This window comes from Flagellimonas amoyensis (assembly GCF_003058265.1).
In the GTDB taxonomy this organism is placed as follows: domain Bacteria; phylum Bacteroidota; class Bacteroidia; order Flavobacteriales; family Flavobacteriaceae; genus Flagellimonas; species Flagellimonas amoyensis.
In genome coordinates, this window is sequence record NZ_QBUK01000009.1 from 1 (window position 1) to 21,877 (window position 21,877).

General features: G+C 48.1%; 15 protein-coding genes. 6 read left to right on the forward strand and 9 right to left on the reverse strand.

What is annotated here, in order from left to right; translation table 11 throughout:
- Positions 1-353 precede the first annotated feature (353 nt).
- Positions 354-2,249: an autotransporter outer membrane beta-barrel domain-containing protein gene (locus DB398_RS12900; RefSeq protein ID WP_108424869.1), complete on the forward strand. Its 1,896-nt coding sequence runs from the start codon at positions 354-356 to the stop codon at positions 2,247-2,249.
- 140 nt (positions 2,250-2,389) lie between these two features.
- The gene (locus tag DB398_RS12905; RefSeq protein ID WP_108424870.1) at positions 2,390-3,304 is read left to right on the forward strand and encodes a YihY/virulence factor BrkB family protein; all 915 of its coding nucleotides are present in this window, start codon (positions 2,390-2,392) and stop codon (positions 3,302-3,304) included.
- 46 nt (positions 3,305-3,350) lie between these two features.
- On the opposite strand, the gene DB398_RS12910 is transcribed toward DB398_RS12905, so the two are convergent.
- Both DB398_RS12910 and DB398_RS12915 read right to left on the reverse strand, forming a co-directional pair.
- Entirely contained in the window at positions 3,351-3,845 is a 495-nt protein-coding gene (locus DB398_RS12910) for a hypothetical protein (protein ID WP_108424871.1), read from the reverse strand.
- 102 nt (positions 3,846-3,947) lie between these two features.
- Complete coding sequence (locus DB398_RS12915; protein ID WP_199913399.1) at positions 3,948-4,331, reverse strand: hypothetical protein; 384 nt, start codon at positions 4,329-4,331, stop codon at positions 3,948-3,950.
- A gap of 206 nt (positions 4,332-4,537) precedes the next feature.
- Between DB398_RS12915 and DB398_RS12920 the strand changes: the two genes are divergently transcribed.
- The 4 genes from DB398_RS12920 (at position 4,538) to DB398_RS12935 (ending at position 10,073) form a co-directional block, all read left to right on the forward strand.
- Positions 4,538-5,284 carry a collagen-like protein gene (locus DB398_RS12920; protein ID WP_199913400.1) on the forward strand — a complete coding sequence of 249 codons (747 nt, stop codon included), beginning with the start codon at positions 4,538-4,540 and terminating at the stop codon, positions 5,282-5,284.
- Between the two features lie 54 nt (positions 5,285-5,338).
- Positions 5,339-6,154 (forward strand): hypothetical protein, encoded by an 816-nt coding sequence (locus DB398_RS12925; protein WP_199913401.1) that lies wholly within the window; start codon positions 5,339-5,341, stop codon positions 6,152-6,154.
- 160 nt (positions 6,155-6,314) lie between these two features.
- Entirely contained in the window at positions 6,315-8,687 is a 2,373-nt protein-coding gene (locus DB398_RS12930) for a prolyl oligopeptidase family serine peptidase (protein ID WP_108424875.1), read from the forward strand.
- A gap of 144 nt (positions 8,688-8,831) precedes the next feature.
- On the forward strand, positions 8,832-10,073 hold the full coding sequence (locus DB398_RS12935; RefSeq protein ID WP_108424876.1) for an NRAMP family divalent metal transporter: 1,242 nt from the start codon (positions 8,832-8,834) through the stop codon (positions 10,071-10,073).
- Between the two features lie 3 nt (positions 10,074-10,076).
- On the opposite strand, the gene DB398_RS12940 is transcribed toward DB398_RS12935, so the two are convergent.
- From DB398_RS12940 to DB398_RS12970, 7 genes are all read right to left on the reverse strand, one after another.
- Positions 10,077-12,023 carry an OmpA family protein gene (locus DB398_RS12940; protein ID WP_108424877.1) on the reverse strand — a complete coding sequence of 649 codons (1,947 nt, stop codon included), beginning with the start codon at positions 12,021-12,023 and terminating at the stop codon, positions 10,077-10,079.
- 1 nt (position 12,024) lies between these two features.
- Positions 12,025-13,026 carry a PorP/SprF family type IX secretion system membrane protein gene (locus tag DB398_RS12945; RefSeq protein ID WP_108424878.1) on the reverse strand — a complete coding sequence of 334 codons (1,002 nt, stop codon included), beginning with the start codon at positions 13,024-13,026 and terminating at the stop codon, positions 12,025-12,027.
- A 1-nt stretch (position 13,027) separates the two neighbouring features.
- Complete coding sequence (locus DB398_RS12950) at positions 13,028-17,026, reverse strand: T9SS type B sorting domain-containing protein (protein ID WP_159076434.1); 3,999 nt, start codon at positions 17,024-17,026, stop codon at positions 13,028-13,030.
- A gap of 183 nt (positions 17,027-17,209) precedes the next feature.
- Positions 17,210-18,091, reverse strand: a complete 882-nt coding sequence (gene fabD, locus DB398_RS12955; RefSeq protein ID WP_108424880.1) for an ACP S-malonyltransferase — start codon at positions 18,089-18,091, stop codon at positions 17,210-17,212.
- Positions 18,092-18,196: 105 nt separating this feature from the next.
- On the reverse strand, positions 18,197-18,712 hold the full coding sequence (locus tag DB398_RS12960; RefSeq protein WP_108424881.1) for a gamma carbonic anhydrase family protein: 516 nt from the start codon (positions 18,710-18,712) through the stop codon (positions 18,197-18,199).
- A 97-nt stretch (positions 18,713-18,809) separates the two neighbouring features.
- A complete protein-coding gene (locus tag DB398_RS12965; protein ID WP_108425058.1) occupies positions 18,810-19,541 on the reverse strand; it encodes a LytR/AlgR family response regulator transcription factor in 732 nt (243 codons plus the stop codon).
- Positions 19,541-21,754 carry a tetratricopeptide repeat-containing sensor histidine kinase gene (locus tag DB398_RS12970; protein ID WP_108424882.1) on the reverse strand — a complete coding sequence of 738 codons (2,214 nt, stop codon included), beginning with the start codon at positions 21,752-21,754 and terminating at the stop codon, positions 19,541-19,543. The genes DB398_RS12965 and DB398_RS12970 overlap by 1 nt, the downstream gene beginning before the upstream one ends.
- Positions 21,755-21,877: the final 123 nt, after the last annotated feature.

Sequence of the window (21,877 nt, forward strand, 5' to 3'; positions counted from 1 at the left end):
CACTATGCTCACTTTGGTCCGCCGCGGGTGGCTCAGTTTAATCCGCCGAAGGTGGTATACTATGCCCGTTTTTTGCACTTCAGGACAATTTCCCTACAAAATTTATATAATTACAAAGCGGTATTTTTTCGTATTCCATTCTCTGATTTTCATACAGCATCTTATACGACTCCCACTGGTAGCTCATCTGGACTCATTGACCAAAAGCCCTCTCTTTCCATTCCCTACCCTCTCGAACAACAGCATACCCCCCTTACACCCTATATAATTGGCCATTAACAACAATAGTTGCCCTGTTTGGGCTTGATGGCCTAAGTTCGTTGGGATATTAAAACCTCGAACAGCTTCAACGCATGTCCTATTTGAACATCGACCCAACCAAAAGGTTCTTTTCACGCCTGAAATTGTGGATTATCGTCCCCATATCCCTGTTCTTTTTCCTGAACGCGGCCATGGCACCAAAAAAGGAGCTGTCCCTCCCTATGGACAGTGCCCCTTTACCTTATGGGGACACCGATGGTGATGGGATTTCCGACGATATCGACGAGGATGATGACAATGACGGCATTCCCGATCTTTTTGAGGATGGATGCGAAATCAATACCGCCTTCGGGACGCCTCCCGCCACGGTTGCCACCACAAATTATGTAACTTCCATCTATACCAATTACAATGGTTTTTGGTCCTCGTCCGCAGGAAGCATCAACCCACAGGCCTATGACAATGTTTCCACGCTTTTGGCCTTTACGGTAGGGAGCAAGACCTATGCCACCGGCGTGAATTCCACTGCCATGATCGACAGCGACAGCAATGGCCTGTTCGACCTTATGGACACCGATGGCAACGGCACGGGCGATATCAGTGTGGAAGAAACCTCATGGACCGCATTGAGGCCGGTGACCAAGATCAAATCGGGCATCCGCTTGGAGGGAAGGGCAATTGACGGCAATACCAGCAGTGCGGTGGGCCCCTTGCTCACCACGGGCGGGATTCCGTTCAACCCCTACCTGTATGAAGGGGAACGCGGACTGGACATGTCCTATGCAATCGCCAATATTGGCAATGCCTGGTATTTTAGGCTTGGTGGCACCAACACCCCTGCCTATGGGGATGGACAAGTGGATATCCTATTGACCCAAGGAGCGCAGTTGGGAAGCGGTTCCAACTACAACAGGCTACACCTCTTGGACGAGGATGGCAACTATTTGGGAAATGGTGTGGAAATCAATTGGAACACCACGCCCATTGTGGGAAATTCCATAGTGGACCAGTATAATGTGAACGACTCGCCCAACGCGAGCAACTCCAAAAAGAATATCAGGCTGGCCGGTGTGGAACTGTCAGAATTTGGCCTAACCCCTGCCGAAAGGGCCAGGGCGGTCATATTCAGGCTGGAGATCTCCGCCAATGCGGATCCTATCTTCTTTGTGGTGAACGACAATAGTTTTATCACCACTTGTACCCCGCTTGATACCGACGGGGATGGACTCGCCAACAGTATTGACCTGGACAGCGACAATGATGGTATTCTGGATGCCGTGGAAGCAGGCCATGGCCAAACGCTTGTGGCAGGAAGGATTCCCGGAGCGGTCGGCACCGACGGTATTCCCAACGCTGTGCAGGCCCCCTCGCAATATGACAACGGGACCATCAATTATGAGATCCTGGATTCCAACAACGACAATATTTTGGACTATGTTTCCACGGATAGCGACGCCGATGGCTGTAATGATGTTGTGGAAGCCGGTTTCACGGACGGCGACAACGATGGCTTTTTAGGGACATCCCCAGTTTCCATTGATGCTTGGGGCGTGGTCACCGGCCAAGGTGGTTATACCGTTCCCCGTGATGGGGACAGCAATGGCACCCCGGATTACCGGGAGGCAGGGGATACTCCAGGAATTCTGGCGACTCCTTCCAATGCGGTCATCTTTGATGGACATTCAGGAAACATCGCCATAACCGTGGACGACACGACCAGTTTCCAATGGCAATTGAGCACGGATAACGGCCTCACCTTTTCGGACCTTTCCGATTCCGCCACCTATTCCGGGACGGACACCGCCACTTTGACCATCAGCGATGTGGACATGGAAATGGAGGGCTACAAGTATCGGGCAGTCCTGTTCAACGACGCCTATGTATGTGACCCTTCCGCCATTTCGGATGCCATCACCTTGGATGTACGGGTCGCTTCGATGATCACCAATAGAAAAATCACCTTCCGGGTGAACAAAGAAGGTTCTTGATCCCAGACACATGGAATTCCCCAATGCAATTCCGTCAACATTGATTCGATTTGCGTCAGTCCTATTTTTGAAAAAAAAGTAGTATTGCTATACCCACTGTAGCGGGTGGGACAACGTGTCGATAATCAAAGCATCCTATTTTGGGAAAGCCCCACACATATTCAGAACAATTCAGGTACAGGGATTTCCCCTACCTCATCTTGGACACCTACAAGGCTTGGGGAAAGGTGCAGCCATGGCGACTGAGTGCCGTTGTGGCCTATTATGCCGTGCTGTCCCTGCCTGCCCTTTTGGTGATCATCATCAATTTGGTGGGGGCCATTTGGGGCGTGGACATTGTGCAGGGCAGGTTGACCGACGAATTTACGATTGCCTTGGGAAGCAATGCTGCTGAGACCATCGAAAAAATTGTGCAGGACACCCAAAACAAGGACCAAAGTTTGATCTCCACCGTGATCGGCATCGCAACCTTGCTCTTTGGTGCCACTGGGGTGCTGTACCAACTCAAAATATCATTGAACGAAATATGGCGGATAGACCGCCCCACCAACTTTAGCTTTTGGAAACTGGCCTCGGAAAGGGCCCGGAGCTTTGCCTTCATCTTGGTGATCGGTTTTTTGTTGTTGATCAGTTTTATGGTCACCGCGGCCATATCTGCCCTGAACGATTACCTGAGGAGTATCATCACCGATGCTGTGATCTATCTGGCCTATGCCGTGGACATTGTTTCTTCCATTGCCATCATCACGGTCATGTTCGCACTGATGTTCAAGTTTTTGCCGGATGCCCGAATAAAATGGAGGGCCGTTTGGTTCGGGGCGTTCATCACCGCAGTGATGTTTGTGATCGGTAAATTTTTGTTGGGGCTCTATTTTGGAATGGTCAAACCCGATTCCACCTATGGTGCCGCGGGTACTATTGTGCTCATCTTGCTGTGGGTCTCCTATTCCTGCCTCATTCTTTTCTTTGGGGCCCAGTTCACCTATGTCTATGCCAAGACCTATAACATCCTTTTTGTTCCCTACCATCGAATTCGAAAAAGGAAAACAGCTTGATGCAAGCATAGAAAAGCCGGGACTTTCATCCCGGCTTCATTGACTGCTATTCCGCTGGCTGTAACTGTTTCAACCGATCGTTGATCAACCTTGACCACTTTTCCATGGATTGTAGCTCTCCGCGCAATTGAAAACTATGGTCGTTGTTGTACAGTTCCAAATGGATCTCCGAAATGTCTTTATCCATCGGGACAAATTCCAGTCCCAAACGTTCCACCACCCGTTCACCGGCAATCTTTCTTCCGATGTTCATGGGTTTACAGGCTGCAACTTCCATAAGGTCCACGGTCTGTTCCTTCGTTTGTTCCTTGATGGCTTGGTAAAAGAACACAAACCGATCGGCCTTGTCCATCCCCAGGACATAATTTCCACAGAACTCACGTTGTCCAATCTGACAATTGTGTTGTGCAGCTAAGGTTTGAAGTGATTTCATCATCTGTTTTTCCCTCTTTTTTCTGCTACCAATGGTCAACACAAAAGGGATGGCACATATGGCCACGGTTATGGAACCTATCAAAAGGGTCCCAAAATCTATTTCCATTTTTTTTGATTTTGAATGCTTTGTAAAATGATATTGGCCTTGCCCATGCAAAAGCCGTGGACCTGAATAGATCCAGTTTAAACCAGAATGTTCAGAAAAGCATTACCAAAAATAATGGAAAGGGAAAATGAGATCAGCCTTTCGGTGCCGTATCAGAAAATTGGCCGAAAAGCGGAGATACTGTCGCCCGGTCGCCCCGAACAGAATTTCATGGGGCCGTTGCACACTGGCATTGCCCGTAAAGAAAATATTGGGACTTGGAGCGGGATAGTCATTGACCTTGTCAAAAGAAGTTTCAGGCTGGGGAACATCGCAGAACAAGGTGGTCTTGGCCACAGAAAAATAGGTGCCCTGCCCGGAATGTCCAGCATCCGGAGCAGAAACGGTCCTACTGGAAACACCGATCCCAAAAATATAGATCGATGCCAAAAGCAGCATCCCCAATACCTTATACCCTTTTTTCACAGGACAAAGATACTTCAACATTTGTTTTCACGGCTCGATTTTGTCCGAAAAATCAATCATTTCACAACACCTATCCGATTGATTCTTCGACCCTTGAAAAAAGAAAAAAGCACATCGGTGAACCCAAACCCATCATCCGTCAACTCAAACAGGGCATCCGTCAATTACGCTGCCTTTCAATGCCTTGTACAGCTACCTTTAGTTCATTGAACTCAAAACTATTAGGTATGAAACTAATCAAACTTTTTGGCATTGCCGTACTTGCCCTAGGGGTGACCATGACCTCATGTTCCATTGAAGACGGAAAAGATGGGGTGGATGGGATTGATGGCGCTGATGGTCAAGACGGCCTGAACGGGGCCGATGGACAGGATGGAGCTGATGGGCAAGATGGCGAACGGGGCCAAGACGGCACCAATGGCCTGAATGGGGTCGGACTGGAGCCATTGGCCGAATATGGCTTCCTTACACTGGAGCTTAGCGGAACCAGACCGGACAACATCCCTTTTGAAGACTCTGCGATTTATCGGTACAGCCCCATAGATCCGGAAGATTTTCCTATTTATAACATTATTACCATCACGCAAATTGGGAATGACACCCAATATTTCTTCAACTTTCGCCGATTCCTCAGTTCACCCGAGGGCACCTATACCATCAATTATATGGATTGGGAGCTTACGATAAACAACTTGGGCCAAGAAACAGAAAGTGTAGAGGATGTAGTAATTGCCCTCAAACATGGTGTGATCGGCGATGACTACAAATATTTTATGATAAATGATAGCTATGAATCTGGAGGTGCTGGAATTTCAGAAATGGTCTTTACCAACCTTTCATTTGACCCAAATACTGGCAACCATCTTACCTTTTCCTATGCCTTTACCGTAGCAGCTGCGAACAATGACTCCGGCAATGAACTCAATGTTTCTGGAATGGTGGACATCAACCTTTTGGAACTTATACAACCATAAGCACAATATTACAACATTCAACCTTTTAAGATTTACAAACCCTAAAAACTCAAAATGATGAAACTCTTAAAAGTATTTTATTTGGTATTGCTCAGTCTAAGCATCTCCTTGGTTTCTTGTTCCGGCGAAGATGGAAAGGATGGGATAGATGGAACTAATGGTATTAACGGCGAGGACGGAAAAGATGGTGCGAACGGAAAAGATGGCGCGGATGGAACCAATGGAACCAATGGAACCAATGGAAATGATGGGACCGATGGAACTAATGGAACCAACGGAACAAATGGAACTAATGGGACCAATGGCGTGGACGGAATGAATGGTGTAGGTTTTGATGAAATGACCAAATATGGAGAGGTTATATCAACCCTGAGCGGAACAAGGCCGGATGGTATTCCCTTTGAGGATGTTGCCACTTTCAAATTTACCCCTATTGATGCCGATGACTTTGATGACTACAACATTGTCATCATCACACCAAATGGGGACAACACCGAGTATTTCTTCAACTTCCGACGTTTCTATAGTTCCCCCGACAATAATTATAACATTAATTATATTGATTGGGAACTTACTGTACTCAATCTAGGACAGGAGACTCAAAATGTACAATCGGCAACCATCATCATCAACAATTATGGAGTAGTGGGCGATGACTATAAGTATTTTATGCTCGATGACACATACATATCTGGTGGTCCTGGGGTTTCCGAAATGGTCTTCATTGATATGGTTTTTGACCCCAACGCCGGCAACCACCTTACTTTTTCCTACTCCTTTTCCGTGGCCGCCGCAAACAATGACTCTGGCAATGACCTCAATGTTTCTGGGACCGTGGACATCAACTTATTGGAACTCATACAACCCTAACCGTTATAGACCCCCAACAAAAAGGGCGCACAGTTGTGCGCCCTTTTTACTTTTCATTTTACCCACAGGCCTTCTTTTGACAACATAATATTGAACAAAACCCATTAAAATACCCGATATTTGAAGGAATACATTGACAACCTAAAAACTTCGATCAGATATGGGAAAATATCTACCCTCCATTGTTTTTTTACTGTTCGCATCCTGCGGATTGTTCGCCCAAAAAGGCAACAACTCTTCCTTGACCATCAAAGACATTATGCAAGGGGACGATTTTGTAGGTCATAGACCTTCAAACACTCATTGGTCCACTGACGGGAAAACCCTCTATTTTGACTGGAACCCAGACGGGGCCATGAGCGATTCCCTCTATGCCTATTCCATCGCATCAAAAAAAATCCAAAAAGTGGATTTTATGACCGCCGCCACCCTGCCCTCTTCCCGAATCACCTACAATGATTCCAAAACCAAGGGCGTCTATACCAAGAACAGTGATATTTTCCTGTTGGACATTGCCACCTATAGGTCCACTCCCATCACCAAGACCAAAGACCGCGAAGGAGACCCCCACTTTACCAACAACGACACCCAAATAGCCTATATCAAAGGGGATGACCTATACGTATGGGATATCGCCTCCGGCACCACGGAGCAATTGACCAATTTCGTTAGCTCCAAGAAAAGTGAAACCAAAAGGGATTCCAAGGACGAATGGCTCTATCAGGACCAATTGGAACTTTTTGATGTGCTCCGTGAGCGAAAGGCCAAAAAGGATGCCGGGGAAAAATTGGAAGAAAAATTAAAATCATTGGAGCCCTTGGAATTGGTGACCAATGGAAAAACGGTCATTGGACAGCAAATAGACCCATCAGGTCGTTACATTACCTATGTTCTGATGGACAGGCCCAAAACCAAAGGCACTATTGTTCCGCACTTTGTTACGGAATCTGGTTATACCGAAGACCAGAACACCCGTTCCAAGGTCGGTGACGAGCCTACCACATTTGAAATGTTCGTGTACAATATTGCGCAACGCAAGAGTTACCCTGTGGTCCTGGACAATTTGGAAGGGCTGGATTATGTGCCCGAATACACCAAGGATTATCCGGACAAACCTTATAAAAATGATAACCGCTTGGGTTCCATCAGTGGACCTGCTTGGAGCACAGACGGCTCCAAGGCCTTGTTGGACATCCAAGCCAACGATTACAAGGACCGTTGGATCGTGCTACTTGACCCCGAAAAAGGAACCGTAGAGCAATTGGACCGTCAGCATGACGAGGCCTGGATAGCAGGGCCCGGCATCAGTGGATGGGGAGGTGGCTCCCTAGGTTGGATGCCCAATGGCAAAGAGTTCTGGTTCATGTCAGAAAAAACAGGATATGCCCATTTGTACACCATGGACATCATTTCCAAAAAAGCAAAGGCGTTGACTTTCGGTGAATTTGAAATCTATGACCCTTTTATTTCCAAGGATGAGTCCAGATGGTATTTCACGGCGAACAAAAACCATCCCGGTGACCGCCAATTCTACACCATGCCTCTTAAAGGTGGTAAAATGGAGCAATTGACCCAAGAAGTGGGCGGGAACGAAGTCACGCTGTCCCCCGATGAAAAAAACATGGCCATTCTCTATTCCTATTCCAACAAACCCACGGAACTTTTCATCCAAGAAAACCCCATTCTTGCCAAGCAACCCACAAAAGCGGTACAGCTTACCCGTTCCAATACCAAGGCCTTTGATGCCTATGATTGGAAGGACCCGGAAGTGATCACCTTTGAAGCTTCGGACGGTGCAAAAGTCCATGCCCGCTTGTACCAGCCCGATCCATCCGTACAGAACAAGGCTGCCGTGATTTTTGTACATGGTGCCGGTTACCTCCAGAATGCCCACAAGTGGTGGAGTTCCTATTTTAGGGAGTACATGTTCCACAATCTTTTGGTGGACAATGGGTATACCGTATTGGACATCGATTATAGGGGAAGTGCCGGATATGGTAGGGATTGGCGTACCGGAATCTACCGTCACATGGGAGGAAAAGACTTGTCGGACCAAGTGGATGGAGCCAAAATGTTGATGGAAAAATATGGTATCGATACGGACAAGGTCGGTATTTATGGAGGGTCCTACGGAGGGTTCATCACCTTGATGGGCATGTTCAACGCGCCCGAAACCTTCAGTGCCGGTGGTGCCATACGCTCTGTGGGCGACTGGGCCGCATACAACCACGGCTACACGGCCCGTATCTTGAACACACCTGCCACGGACAGCCTGGCCTATAAGAAAAGTTCCCCCATCTATTTTGCGGATGGCCTCCAAGGACAACTTCTCATATTGCACGGCATGGTGGACGACAATGTCCATTTTCAGGATATGGTGCGCTTGTCCCAAAAGCTCATCGAACTGGGTAAGGAAAATTGGGAAATGGCCGTTTATCCCGTGGAGCGCCATGGTTTCGTGGAATCCAGCAGTTGGACGGACGAGTACACCCGTATTTTCAACTTGTTCCAAGAAGCATTGTTGGACAAATAAACTATTGATGCACAACCCATTTGGCGTTTTGGTCCAAGAAGCCTCCGAAATCCATAATGGGTTGTGCATCACTATGAAAACCTATAAAATTTCAACAAAAAAACATATCTTCCTGCGGTAAAAATTAACCAACAAACAAACAGGATGAGAGCATTGTTGAAAGCCCTTGGCCCAGGTCTGCTATTCGCCAGTATGGCCATTGGAACGTCCCATTTGGTACTCTCCACCAAAGCCGGCGCACAATATGGATGGATCATGGTCATCCCCATACTACTGGCCAATCTGCTCAAGTATCCCTTTTTTGAATTTGGCATACGCTACACCACGGTCACGGAAAAAAGCTTGGTAGAGGGGTATCTGAACATGGGCAAGACCTATCTATGGATCTATGCCTTTGTGACCTTGATCTCCACCTTTACCATCCTTGCCGCCCTGTATGTGGTCACCGCCGGTCTTTTCATCAACCTGTTCCAGATATCGATTGGACCTGGGACCGTTTCACTGTACCTGTTCCTGTTCATCAGTCTATTGCTGATCGTGGGAAAGTATCGCTTTTTGGAAACCTCATTGAAAGCCGTGATCACCATTCTTTTCATTGCCCTTTTGATCACCACCGTATTGGCACTGCAAAAAGGGCCCATAACCATGTCCGAAGGATTCCAGCGCCCCGAAATTTTCAATGAGGCCGGGATTCTGTTCCTTATCGGTCTGGTGGGATGGATGCCCACCGCGGTAGAAGCCTCTGGCTGGGTAAGCCTTTGGGGCATGGAAAACCTAAAGACCATGAAGGAGAAACCGACCTTGAAGATTGCCCTTCAGGAATTCAACGTGGGATATATATTGACCGCCGTCCTCGCCGTCTTCTTTATGATCATCGGTTGGATGACCCTATATGGAACAGGAACAGAACTCAGTGGAAACGCGGTGGCTTTTGCGGGCCAATTGGTGAACCTTTTTACGGTACATATTGGCAATTGGGCCTATTTCTTCATCGCCGTGGCCGCCTTTGCCACCATGTTCAGTACCTGCATGACGGCCCATGATGCCATTTCGAGGGTGAGTGTGGATGTGATGCAAAAACTGTTCCCGGAAAAACCTGTTTTCAAGAACACGAATGCCTTTGCCTATACCGTGATCCTGATGATGCTGGTGAACTGGATGGTCATCATGCTGTTCAGTGCCAATATGGCGGATCTGGTAGGGTTGGCCACCTTTGTTTCCTTCGTCCTGGCCCCGCTCTTGGGGTGGATGAACCTAAAGACCGTAATGGGCAAAGATGTTCCTTTGGAACATAGGCCCGGCACCGGACTGCGCATCCTTACCTATTGCGGGATGGTCTTTCTTTCGCTCTTTGCGCTATATTATTGCTGGATGTTACTGGTCTGATCCCTAATCGAAAAGCACATTGTCGTTGAGCACGACAATCAGGGTACGTTGGTTCTGCTTGTGCAACGCCTCTATGCAGAAGACCCCATTGGTACAGTTGTTCAAAATCTTGTCTTCTCCATACCCAATGGAATACAGGATGCTGGTGGAAGGCACTCCCTTTTTCACCAAGTATTTTTTGATAGCATCGGAACGGTCTTGCGTAAGTCTAAAGTTGGTACTGCTCCCTCCCCTACTGTCGGTATAGGTCTCTATTCTGAGCTGTGCCGTTGGGAATGCCTTGATGAAGGCCACCACATGGTCCAGTTCTGCCTCAATTTCAGGGGTCAGTTGGGTGGCTGCATTGCCAAAAAAGAACTTGTCCATCTTAACGACGGCCTGCCCTTCTTTTTCTCCGACCAAATCATCATAGAGGGACATTCCCACATTATAGGATTTGTTTTCCAACCCGTTCAGTTCTTCCCCTGAAAACTGCCTTCTATACTTGGAATAACGCTCTTTTACCGCTTCCAGGACCACTACATCTTCCCACGGAACCTCCAATCGATAGTTGCCCTCCTCATCCGAATAGGTCTCCGCGAGCTTGGCACCCTCGCTATCCAACAACCGAATGGCCGCTTTGGACACGCCACTTTCATTGTAGGGTTTGATGACCTTCCCTTTGAATACCAAGGTTTTCATTCCTGGCTTTTCATCCACTTTGAATCCATAGAGATCGTCCTTGCCCTTTCCTCCCGGACGGTTGGACGTAAAATAGCCCAACAGGCCTTCACCTTCGTTCCTCATCACAAGACCAAAATCATCATATTCCGTGTTGATCTCCTTGCCCAAGTTGATGGGAATGCCCAATTCGCCCCCTTCCCCGATGTTCGATTTATAGATGTCCATACCGCCAAGGCCGTAGAACACATCGGAAGCGAAGTAAAAGCTGTTCTCAAAAATAAAAGGGGCCACTTCATTGCCCGGAGAATTGATCCGAGGGCCCAAATTGATGGGAGCGGACATCACTTGCCCACTGTTGGTGTGCACATAATAAATATCGGTACCTCCATACCCATCCTCAAAATCAGCGGCAAAATAGAGCTTACCACTTGTCTCATCGTAGAAGGGATAATAGAAGGACGTGCTCAAATCTTTCAGCAACAACTGGAACTGGTCGTCCATGGTCTGTTTCCCAATGGCAAGGGCATTTTTTCCGTTGGGATCGAAGGACAATTCCCCATTTTGGGTATTGGAAAGCACATAGAACACACTGTTGAGCTTTTGGGCATAATAAGGCGTTGCCTTATGGTAACTGGACGTTGCGACACCTTTGAAGGGTTGCGCTGCACCGGACTGTCCATCCAACTGCACGGTAGATTCATAAATATTGAAATACCCCTCATTGCCAGGTGCATACCTTAATCCCTTTCCTTCGATACGGCCACTGGAGAACAGCAGTTTGTCCTTATAAAACGTAGGCGCAAAATCGGTCTGGGGACTGTTCACACTTAGGTTGAAAATTTTATAGTCCAGTTCCGTATCGTCCGAAGTCTTCGCCAGCATTTGCTCGTTGAATTCCCTATTTTCCATGAGCTCCTTCGGAAACTTTGCTGCCATTGTGGTCAGAAAGGCCTGCTTTCGCTCTGGGTCGGCGGTCTTGGAAAGGCTCTGCAACATTCGGTTGTACCGATGGCCATCCAATAAGGTATCTTTTTTGAAGAGTTCCAGATAGGCTTCGGATGCCTTTTTGAAATTGTTGGTCTTGAAATAGGCATCGGCCAGGTTCAAGAATTGTAGGTCCGTCAAGCTTCCCTGCGCCAGATCGGCCTCATAGGCAGCCACGGCCTTTTGGTATTCGTATTGAAAAAAGAAAACATCTCCCTTGGATTTTTTCCCTTGGGCAAAACATAGGGCCATTCCCATAAGGGAAATCCATACTACCGCTTGTATTTTCTTTGCCTTCATCATATCAAAAGAATCTTGGGGAGTCTATCTGTTTGCCTTTGTTCTTATTAGTGTTGTTGTTCTTGTCCCTCGATTTGTTGCCCTTATTGCCCGAACCAAATCCTCCCCTGCCTATATAAAACTTCAATATGGCCTCATGGGATCCCCCACTATATTCCCCAAGTCCGTTGGTGGCGTAATCGTAGGAATAGCCAATGAACATGGCATTAGAAATCTGGAAACCGGCAAGACCGCTCACCGCATTATCAATACGGTACGAGGCCCCAATGGTCAGCGCATCGATAAACTGAAAATTGGCCGAAAGGTTCACCGTCACCGGCGACCCTTCGAGGTAATTCACCAAAAAGGCGGGCTTGAACTTGGTCCTGTCCCCCAATTGGAACACGTAGCCCCCAATGGCGTTGAACTGCATATTGTCCTCCACAATGGTGGCCACTTCATCATTATAGAGTCCATTGGTCAAAAAGTTGGGCACGGACACCCCTAAATACCAATCTTCTTTGTGATACATGAAAAGTCCGGCCCCGATAGTGGGGTAAAAACTGTTGTAATTCTCCCCCAAAATGGAAGGGTCGGATGGGTCCTCGAACGTTCCTCTGGAATAATCGATGTCCAGCATGGAGCCTCCCGCATTCAGACCAAAAGAAAGTCTGGTCTCGTCCGACAATTGGATCTGATAGGAATAGGCCACATCCAAATAGGTCTGTCGGGAGGGTCCCAGTTCATCGTTCACGATGTTGATGCCCAGTCCCGTCCTTTCATTTTTAAACGGGATATTGGCACCGGCTCGGATGGTGGTCGGGGCCCCGGGAACATCTACCCATTGCGCCCTGTACAGACCTATGACCTCCGGGCTTTCCACCGTGCCCACGTAGGCCGGATTGAAACTGCCAATGTTGTACATGTACTGGGTGTATTGGGGCTCTTTTTGGGCGTGGACCAGACCAACTCCCAAAAGCATCCCAAGTAGCATCCCATATGTTCGTAAACCTATCTTTTTTGGCATCTTAGTTTTTCCTTACAATTTGAATCCACCCTTTGACCACTTCAGAACCATCGCCTAAATCCAATATGTAGAAATAGGTGCCCTTGGGCAGATCTCCATTCTTCCCTGTTCCGTCCCATGAGCTGTCATACCCCTTCATTTGGAAAACGCTGTTCCCGTACCGGTCGAACACTTCAAAGGTATTGTTTGGGTATGCTGTGTGGTCGACCAGGGTCAAAAGATCGTTCACACCATCGCCATTGGGTGAAAATATGTTGCAAATGGTCCCTGGATCCTCACAATCGCTTCGGTTTACCTGAACCGATACCGTTGCCGTGTTGTTTGAAGCCACACCATCATTGGGGAAAGAAGAGACCAGCGTCGCCGTGTTCTGCAAGGTTCCCGTAGTTGTAACCGTCACAATAATTTCTAGAACAACGATTTCTTCCGGTGCCAATTCATCAATAGTCCACTCCCCTGTAATTTCATCATAAGTCCCTTTGGAAGGTGCGTCTGACACATGGGTAAAGCCACTGCCCAACACATCACTGACCACAATATCCAGCACCCTGTCCATAGTGGTGTTCTCCACTGTGATGGTAAATGTCACGTTCTGATTCAAAAGCACTTCATCCCTGTTCACTTCTTTGGTAATGGCCAGGTCAATATCCTCGGGGTTACAATCCGGTGTCAAGAATGGATCGCAGGCATCCAAAGGATCTGTAGCATTTTCAGGAACAGCAGTTGTAGTCGGGTCGTCCACAACAAGGACTTCTTCCCCATCGGTAAGGCCATCACCATCCGTATCCGGGTCATTGGGATCGGTGCCCAAAGCTATTTCTTCACTGTCCATCAAACCATCACCGTCGGTATCGACCATACAGTCGCTTACCGATACCGTTACCTGTACCGATTCATTGGTACAAGGAGCCTCGGCACCGCTGGTGGTGTATTCAAAAACATAGTTTCCTACAGGCAATCCGGCAAAATCAACATTATTTTCAGCTGTAATGACCAATGCTCCACTGGATGGATCGGTGATTATGGCCCAAGTTCCTGGATCTGCCCCTGTCAAAGTGGTGTCCAGGTCCAAAACATTTGGACCTCCATTTCCCTGCACATTGCATGCTACGGTATCGGTCGGTGTGCCCGCCGAAAGCGAATCGTTGACGGTCGCCACTACTTCCACTCTTTCCGAAACACAACCATTGGCCGAAGCGGACACATAAAAGGAAGTGGTCTCCGCGATGGGTGGGGTCACAAAACTGTTGCCCGTTCCCAAGGATGTGCCTCCCGTTGGGGCCGCGAACCAATTATAGGTGATGGTACTGTCGTCTTCCACGGTCGCCGTGGCACTTAAGGTAGCGGTATCGGTTCCGCAAACAGCATCCCCCACGGTTTCTTCGATCACCGGGGTGTAATTCCGCACCAGAGTGATCTGCAGAATGGGGCTTGCGCAACCATTGGATTCATCATAGAAAAAACCGTAATAGGAACCGGGATCTACAACATTACTGCTGATCAGGTGGGCATCCGTTTCCAAGGGATCGGGGTCCACACTCCAGGTCAAAACGGTCCCGGCCGGTGCTACCGTACTGGTCAAATAATTGTCTAGGTCCACATTGATGACATCGCAGAACACGGTAGGTTCGGAAGCATCCAAAGGTGGGGCGGACGGTGCCGTGGGACACACGTTGGAACAGTCCGTAATGGTGATCTGCAGTACGTTACTGGCGCAGTCGTTGATGGCATCATAGAAAAAGCCGTAGTAGGTCCCTGTCGCACTGACGGTGCTGGAACCCAGATAATCTCCCGTTACGGTGGTGTTCGGATTGGTACTCCATTGCAGTACGGACCCTATTGGCGGTGTATTGGAGACATAGTCGTCCAAATCCTGGTTAAAACTGTTGCAAATGGCCATGGGCACGGAATTGTCCAGCGTTGGTGCCATGGTTCCCGAAAAACAGGTGTTTTTGGTCACCGTGTCCGTGGCGGCACTTCCAGCTCCGTTGGTATTGGAAAGGGAAACGGAAAGGGTGATGGTGCCATTGCCCAAGCCACTTAGATTGACTCCCACAACTTGCTGATTAACAGAGTTTATTAGCCCTGTACCCGATACAGGAACTCCGCCGCCATCACTACTAATGGTGTAATTATAGGTCGCATTGAGCTCAGCGTTGGCAAACGTAAAACTGACCGTGTCCTCATTGGTCTGGTCAATGGGGTCTTGGTCTATTTCTGCCGTATACCCAGAAGGAATTGTGGTTAGCTTTAAGGCTGTGTCCGTGGTTTCGGGCCCCTCAGTTCCCAAAATATTGGTAACTGTCATGGTAAGGGTGATGATACCATCTGGCAAACTACTCAAATCAATGTTATTCAACGTTCTATTCGAAAGGAGTACCGCGCCACCGCCTGCAACCGATGCTACGTTTCCATCCCCATCACTGGTAAATCTATAATCAAAAGAAGTTAAAAAAGTGGGAGCTCCAGTAAACGAAAAGCTTACTGAATTCTGGTTGGCCAAATTGATGGGATCACTTTCAATATTAACCACGTAACCAGAAGGTTGCACATCGTCTTCGCTAATGATGGTGACCGTTGCTGTGCTGGGTGTACCTACTGTATATCCTGACCCTGCTTCCAAGGTTACCATAACCGTTTCATCCAATTCTGTCAAACCATCATCATTGGGGGAAACAAGTATTGTCGCACTGGTTTGGCCATTTGGAATAGCAACATTGCCCGCAAGTGCAACGTAATCGTCATCAGGGGTCGCAGCCGTAGATTCCACCCCAACACTATAAGCGACAATAATGTCAGCTCCAGTATTGTTTACTGCACTCAAAGCTACCTGAAAAGACCCTAAGGTCTCCCCAACTTCGGTAGCCGTATCGTCCGATGCAGTAATGGTTGCCACGGGGATATCATTATCCGCATTCTCCACCGAAACTAGCTGCGAAGCAACACCGGTGAACAATGGGTCGCCACCAGCATTCACACTGACCGTAATATTATAAGTCTGCGGACCATCCACCAAGACATCATCAACACCTGTAACGGTGACTGTCTGTGCAATATTGAAATTCCCTGGAGTGAATGTTAGCTGAGTCAAATCTACTGTACCTTCACCAATATCACCAGAAACTATATCCAAAATGACATCGGTCAAGGGCTCATTGTCTAGAACAATAGAAAAAGAATCGGTAGTGGCATCTTCAGAGGTCTCCGTTGAACCATCTGATTCAGTTATGCTAAAACCGGGAATTTCGTCATCGGCATTCTCTACCGAAACTAGCTGCGAAGCAACACCGGTGAACAATGGGTTGCTACCCGCATTTACACTTACAGTAATATTGTAAGTCTGCGGACCATCCACCAAGACATCATCAACACCTGTCACCGTAATAGTCTGGGCAATATTAAAATTCCCTGGTGTGAATACTAGCTGAGCCTGATCTACTGTACCTTCACCAATATTACCAGAAACTATATCCAAAATGACATCGGTCAAGGGCTCATTGTCTAGAACAATAGAAAAAGAATCGGTAGTGCCATCTTCAGAGGTCTCCGTTGAACCATCTGATTCAGTTATGGTAAAACCGGGAATTTCGTCATCCGCATTTTCTACAGAAATCTGTTGGGGTAAAACACCCAAGTACAATGGATCACTTCCCGCATTTACACTGACTGTAATATTGTAAGTCTGTGGACCATCTACAATTACATCATCAATACCTGTAACGGTAACCGTCTGTGGAGTATTCCAATTGGCATTGGTAAAGTTTAATTGTAATAAGTCAACAGTCCCCTCACCAGTATCTTCAGACACTATGTCAAGTATCACATCAGTTAGAGGCTGGACATCCAAAACAACCGTGAAGGTGTCCGTGGTACCAGTTTCGGAAGTGGTAGTCACTCCACCTTCCTCAACTATTGTGAAGTTTTCTTGCCCATACCCAATGCCCATACTACAAAGTACTCCTAAAAAGAACAGGAATTTTCGTTGACCGAGAAGGGTCAAACATACAGAAGCGGTTTTTTTCAACAAAGACAACATGGCCTATTCAATCCGTTTGGGGTTCGTTCAATTGGCCAAGCAAGTGTAGGTAATTTGGGAGGAGTCAATATTACAAAAAAGGCAAGGAATGCCCCAAGCAATCTGTTTAAATCTCTATTTAATCGGATGAACTGTCCGCCCGGTCCATTAAACCACCGCGGAGCTGGTTTCGGCCTCTGGACTTATCTTTTTCACCAAGCCCTGGAGCACCTTGCCCGGCCCCACTTCCACAAAGGAAGTTGCGCCGTCCTTCACCATTTGCTGTACGCTCTGGGTCCATTTTACGGGGGCTGTGAGTTGCAGGATCAGGTTCTTCTTGATGGCATCGGCATTGGAAACGGCCGTGGTGGTCACGTTTTGGTAAATAGGGCAGCTGGGCACGTTGAACTGGGTGGCCTCAATGGCCGCAGCAAGTTCTTCGCGGGCCGGTTCCATCAACGGGGAATGGAACGCTCCACCAACGGGCAACAAAAGGGCCCTTTTTGCTCCAGCTTCCTTCAGTTTTTCGCAGGCGATGTTCACGGCATCCACCTCTCCGGAAATGACCAACTGTCCGGGACAGTTGTAATTGGCGGGAACCACGATCCCTTCCACTCCGGCACATGTGTCTTCCACTATCGCATCATCCAACCCCAAAACGGCCGCCATGGTACTGGGTTTGATCTCACAGGCCTTCTGCATGGCCAAGGCCCGTTGGGAGACCAGTTTCAATCCGTCCTCAAAATTGAGGGTGCCGTTGGCCACCAAAGCGGAAAACTCGCCCAAGGAATGTCCGGCCACCATATCCGGTCTAAAATTTTCCCCAAGCACCTTGCCCAAGATCACGGAGTGCAGAAAAATGGCCGGTTGGGTCACTTTGGTCTGCTTCAGGTCTTCGGCCGTGCCCTCGAACATGATATCGGTGATGGAAAAACCAAGGATATCATTGGCCTTTTCAAACAGTTCCTGTGCCAGGGTGTGGTTTTCGTAAAGGTCCAGGCCCATACCTGTAAACTGTGCGCCTTGTCCGGGGAAAATATATGCGTTCATCGTGTTCGAGTTTTTTTGAGTGGGACAAAAATAGGGATAATTTGGAGGATTGGATCGTTAGATGGTCGGATTATTGGATGGTTCGGTATCGGATTGCAGACCCGGTCAATCTTCCTTGAACCAACTGGCATATTTTATATAGTTGTTGGCGATGCGGTCTATTTCCCCCGAACTGAGCTCGGGGCTGATGTCCTTGATCTTCTTGGCCGGCATACCGGCATAGATACTGTTGGCCTCCACATGGGTGCCCTTGGTGACCACGGCCCCTGCGGCTATGATGGAATTGCTCTCCACCACACAGTCGTCCATGATGATACTGCCCATGCCCACGAGCACATTGTCCTTTATGGTACATCCGTGCACGATGGCATTGTGGCCTATGGAGACATTGTTCCCTATAGTGGTTGGCGATTTTTGATAGGTACAGTGGATCACGGCCCCATCCTGCACGTTCACCTTGTTGCCCATTTTGATGAAATGCACATCGCCACGCAGCACGGCATTGAACCAAACGCTACATTGATCGCCCATGGTGACCTCGCCCACGATGGTGGCGTTTTCTGCAATAAAACAATCGTTTCCAATGACCGGGGATATGCCTCTAACGGATTTGATGATCATAATTATTTTGTTTGATTTTATAAAATTACATCACTGCGAAGACATCTCGACTGCGCTCGATGTGATAGCGACTGGATTTCTTCTTTTTGGCCTGCACTTATTGAAAATACGACAATAGTTCGGCTTTTTTGGAAGCGGACACGGAGAGTTCCTTGCCGTTGGAGAGGATCACGCTACCGCCCTTTCCTTTTTTGTATTTCACCACTTCGGCCACGTTCACCAGATAGGATTTATGGATGCGGGCAAAGGGATAGGGCTGCAAGGCATCCTCAAAATATTTCAAGGTCTTGCTCACCACTATTTTCTTCTTTTCCAGATAGATTTCGGTATAGTTATCGTCTGCTTTGCAGAAAAAAATATCGCCCACATCCAAGATCTGGAACCCATCCTGTTGGGGAAGGGTGATCTTTCCTTCTGCCTTGATGGGCTTCGTCTTCAGCACCTGCCCTTCCAACGCGCTTTCCTTTTCCTTGATGGCCCTGACGTACTCCACGGCCTTGACCAGCTCGTCGATATTGATGGGCTTCATCAAATAATAGGCCGCATGGTGGTTCAGCGCGTCCATGGCATATTGGTTGTAAGCGGTCACAAAAATGGTCTCAAAACTGCGTTCGGGAAGTTGGTCCAACAGGTCGAAGGCGTTGCCAAAGGGCATTTCCACATCCAAAAAAACGATATCCGGCGTATGCTTTTGGATAAGGGCCAGCCCTTGCTCTATATTGGCCGCCTCGCCCAAAAGTTGCACCCCTTCGCAATATTTGCCCAAATAGCTCCGAAGGATCTCGCGGCTGTTGGCCTCGTCCTCCACGATGATCGCTCGCAGTTCCATCATTGTTTTTTGAGTTTAAGGGACACTTTGGTCCCGGTTCTGTCCGCATTGAGGTCCGTTATGGACACGTCCACGCGGTTTTTGTACATATCGTTCAGGATCTGGATGCGCTTTTTGATGTTGCCCATCCCTTTCGATTTTTGTTTGCGCTGGTTGTTGGTCTTCAATGCTGCGGACTGCGTGCGGCCGATGCCATTGTCCACGATCACGATCTCCAACATATTTTCCGTGACCTGACCTACCTCTATCTTCAAAAAGCCTTTCGTTTCCCTATAGCGCAGTCCATGCCAAATGGCGTTTTCGATATAGGGTTGGAGCAACATGGGCGGAATCTGATAGGCATCGATGTCGATTTTTTGGTCCACATTGATCTCATAATCGAACTTGTCCGCAAAGCGGGAGTGTTCCAGTTTCACGTACAGTTCCAGAAGGTCCAGCTCCTTGGCAAGGGGTATGAAGTCTTCTTCCGAGTTTTCCAGCACACTGCGCATCAGCACGGAGAATTCGCTCAAAAATCGGTTGGCACTGCGCTCGTCGCTCTTGGCGATGAAGTTGTTCACCGAGTTGAGCGCATTGAAAATAAAGTGCGGGTTCATTTGGGTACGGAGCGATTTGAGTGCCAGCAAGTTGTTGGCCAATTTCTGCTGACGGTTGCTCCTGTAGTACAAAAAGGCAGTGAAGGCCATCAGCAATACCCCAAAACCAAGGGAATAGATGATCCATTTCTGGCGTTTACTGGTCTCCTCGTACAATTGTTGTTCGGTCACGGCCAAGCTGTACTTGCTCTGTGAAAGTTCCCGTTCCTGCTCCAAACTCGAAATACGGTTCTGTGTATTGGCAATATCGCGATTGAACCGAGCTGCCCTAGAAATTTCCTGCTCCTTTCGCACGTATAGGCTGTCCACCACGGCCACATAATCTTGATAGGATTCCAAAGCCTTGGTGAAATCTCCCTTGTTGCGGTACACTTCCGAAAGTTTGCGGGTGGCATCTTTCTGGATGACCAGGTCATCGTCCTTGTCGGCTTCCACAATACTTTTTTCAAGGTAGGGAATGGCCTCGTCCAACTTGTCCTGGGCAATGTAGGCACTGGCTATTTTGTAGTTGATCTTTTGAGAGGTAATGGTGTCGGTGCCGGATACGCCCTTGCTTTCCCGAGGTACGCTTGGGGGAGAAAGTTGTTTGAGTTCGTTCAGGCTTTTCTTCCGCTGCTGGATCTCGTCATTGTACCGGCTCTTTTGATTGTAATAATCCGCCACCCGTTCACTTTCCTGGATCAAACGTTCAGGTGCGACTTTTTTGGACAGGTCCAACGAGTTTCGATAAAATCCTTCGGCCTCCACCTCTCTATCCTCACTGGCAAAGGCATCTGCCATTTTGGAATTCAGGTCGATGATCTTTGGGGAAATCTGGTTCTTTTCGGCAATCATCAAACCTTGGTTGTAATATCCCTGGGCCTCTTTTATTTTTCCCAGACCCTTACTGGCATCCCCAAGGGCCTCGAAGAGTTCCACACGTTGGTAGGGCACCATATTTTTTTCATCGATCAAGGAGGTGAGGGTCCTAATGGCCAGATCATGTTCCCCATTCAAGGTATAGGCCTGCCCCAATACCAATTTGGTCCGGTTGGATTCCGTGGCCGATAGGGCATCCTTAAAATTGTCGATGGCCAGATCGTATTGCTTGTGGTACAGGTAGATTTCACCCAAAGTCCTCAGCGATTGGGCGAGTTCCCGTTTGTTGCCCGATGTTCCCAACGGCTCCATGGATTGGGCCACAAAATCGATACTTTTTTCCAGACTGTTTTTTTTGTAGAAGTTCGCAGAGTCCAGCAGTCGTTGATGGTCCAGCGCCACACTCCGTGATCTGGCAGATGCACTTTCCTTCTTTTTGGAGCTTGCCCTTCCATAGCCTTCCACCAAAACATCCACATCTTCACCGGAAGTGATCCTGTGCCGCACGGTTTCGATCTCCGGGCTTTCAAAAATGAGCAGGTCCCCAATGGAAGCCCTGATCCTGAACTCCCCCAGACTATTGGTCCTGGTATATCTCCCCCTGTCCGTGGACACCTCTACCCCAGAAATGGGGGTATAGTTTTCCTTGCCCTTCACAGAGCCCTTGATCTCCACCTCACCACTGGGCTGCCCTACTTGGGACATAGCGGTCAGGCCGATCATCAATAAGAGGATGAATATGTATAACCTTTTGCTCATAATTGAAGTAAACTTAGTTCATCCCAAGCGTATTAAAAAATGCATTTTCAGGGAAAAGGGTCCAAATACACCTCGATTTTACCCCTTTACAAAGCCATTCGGTCCGTTGGCTCATTCCGGATG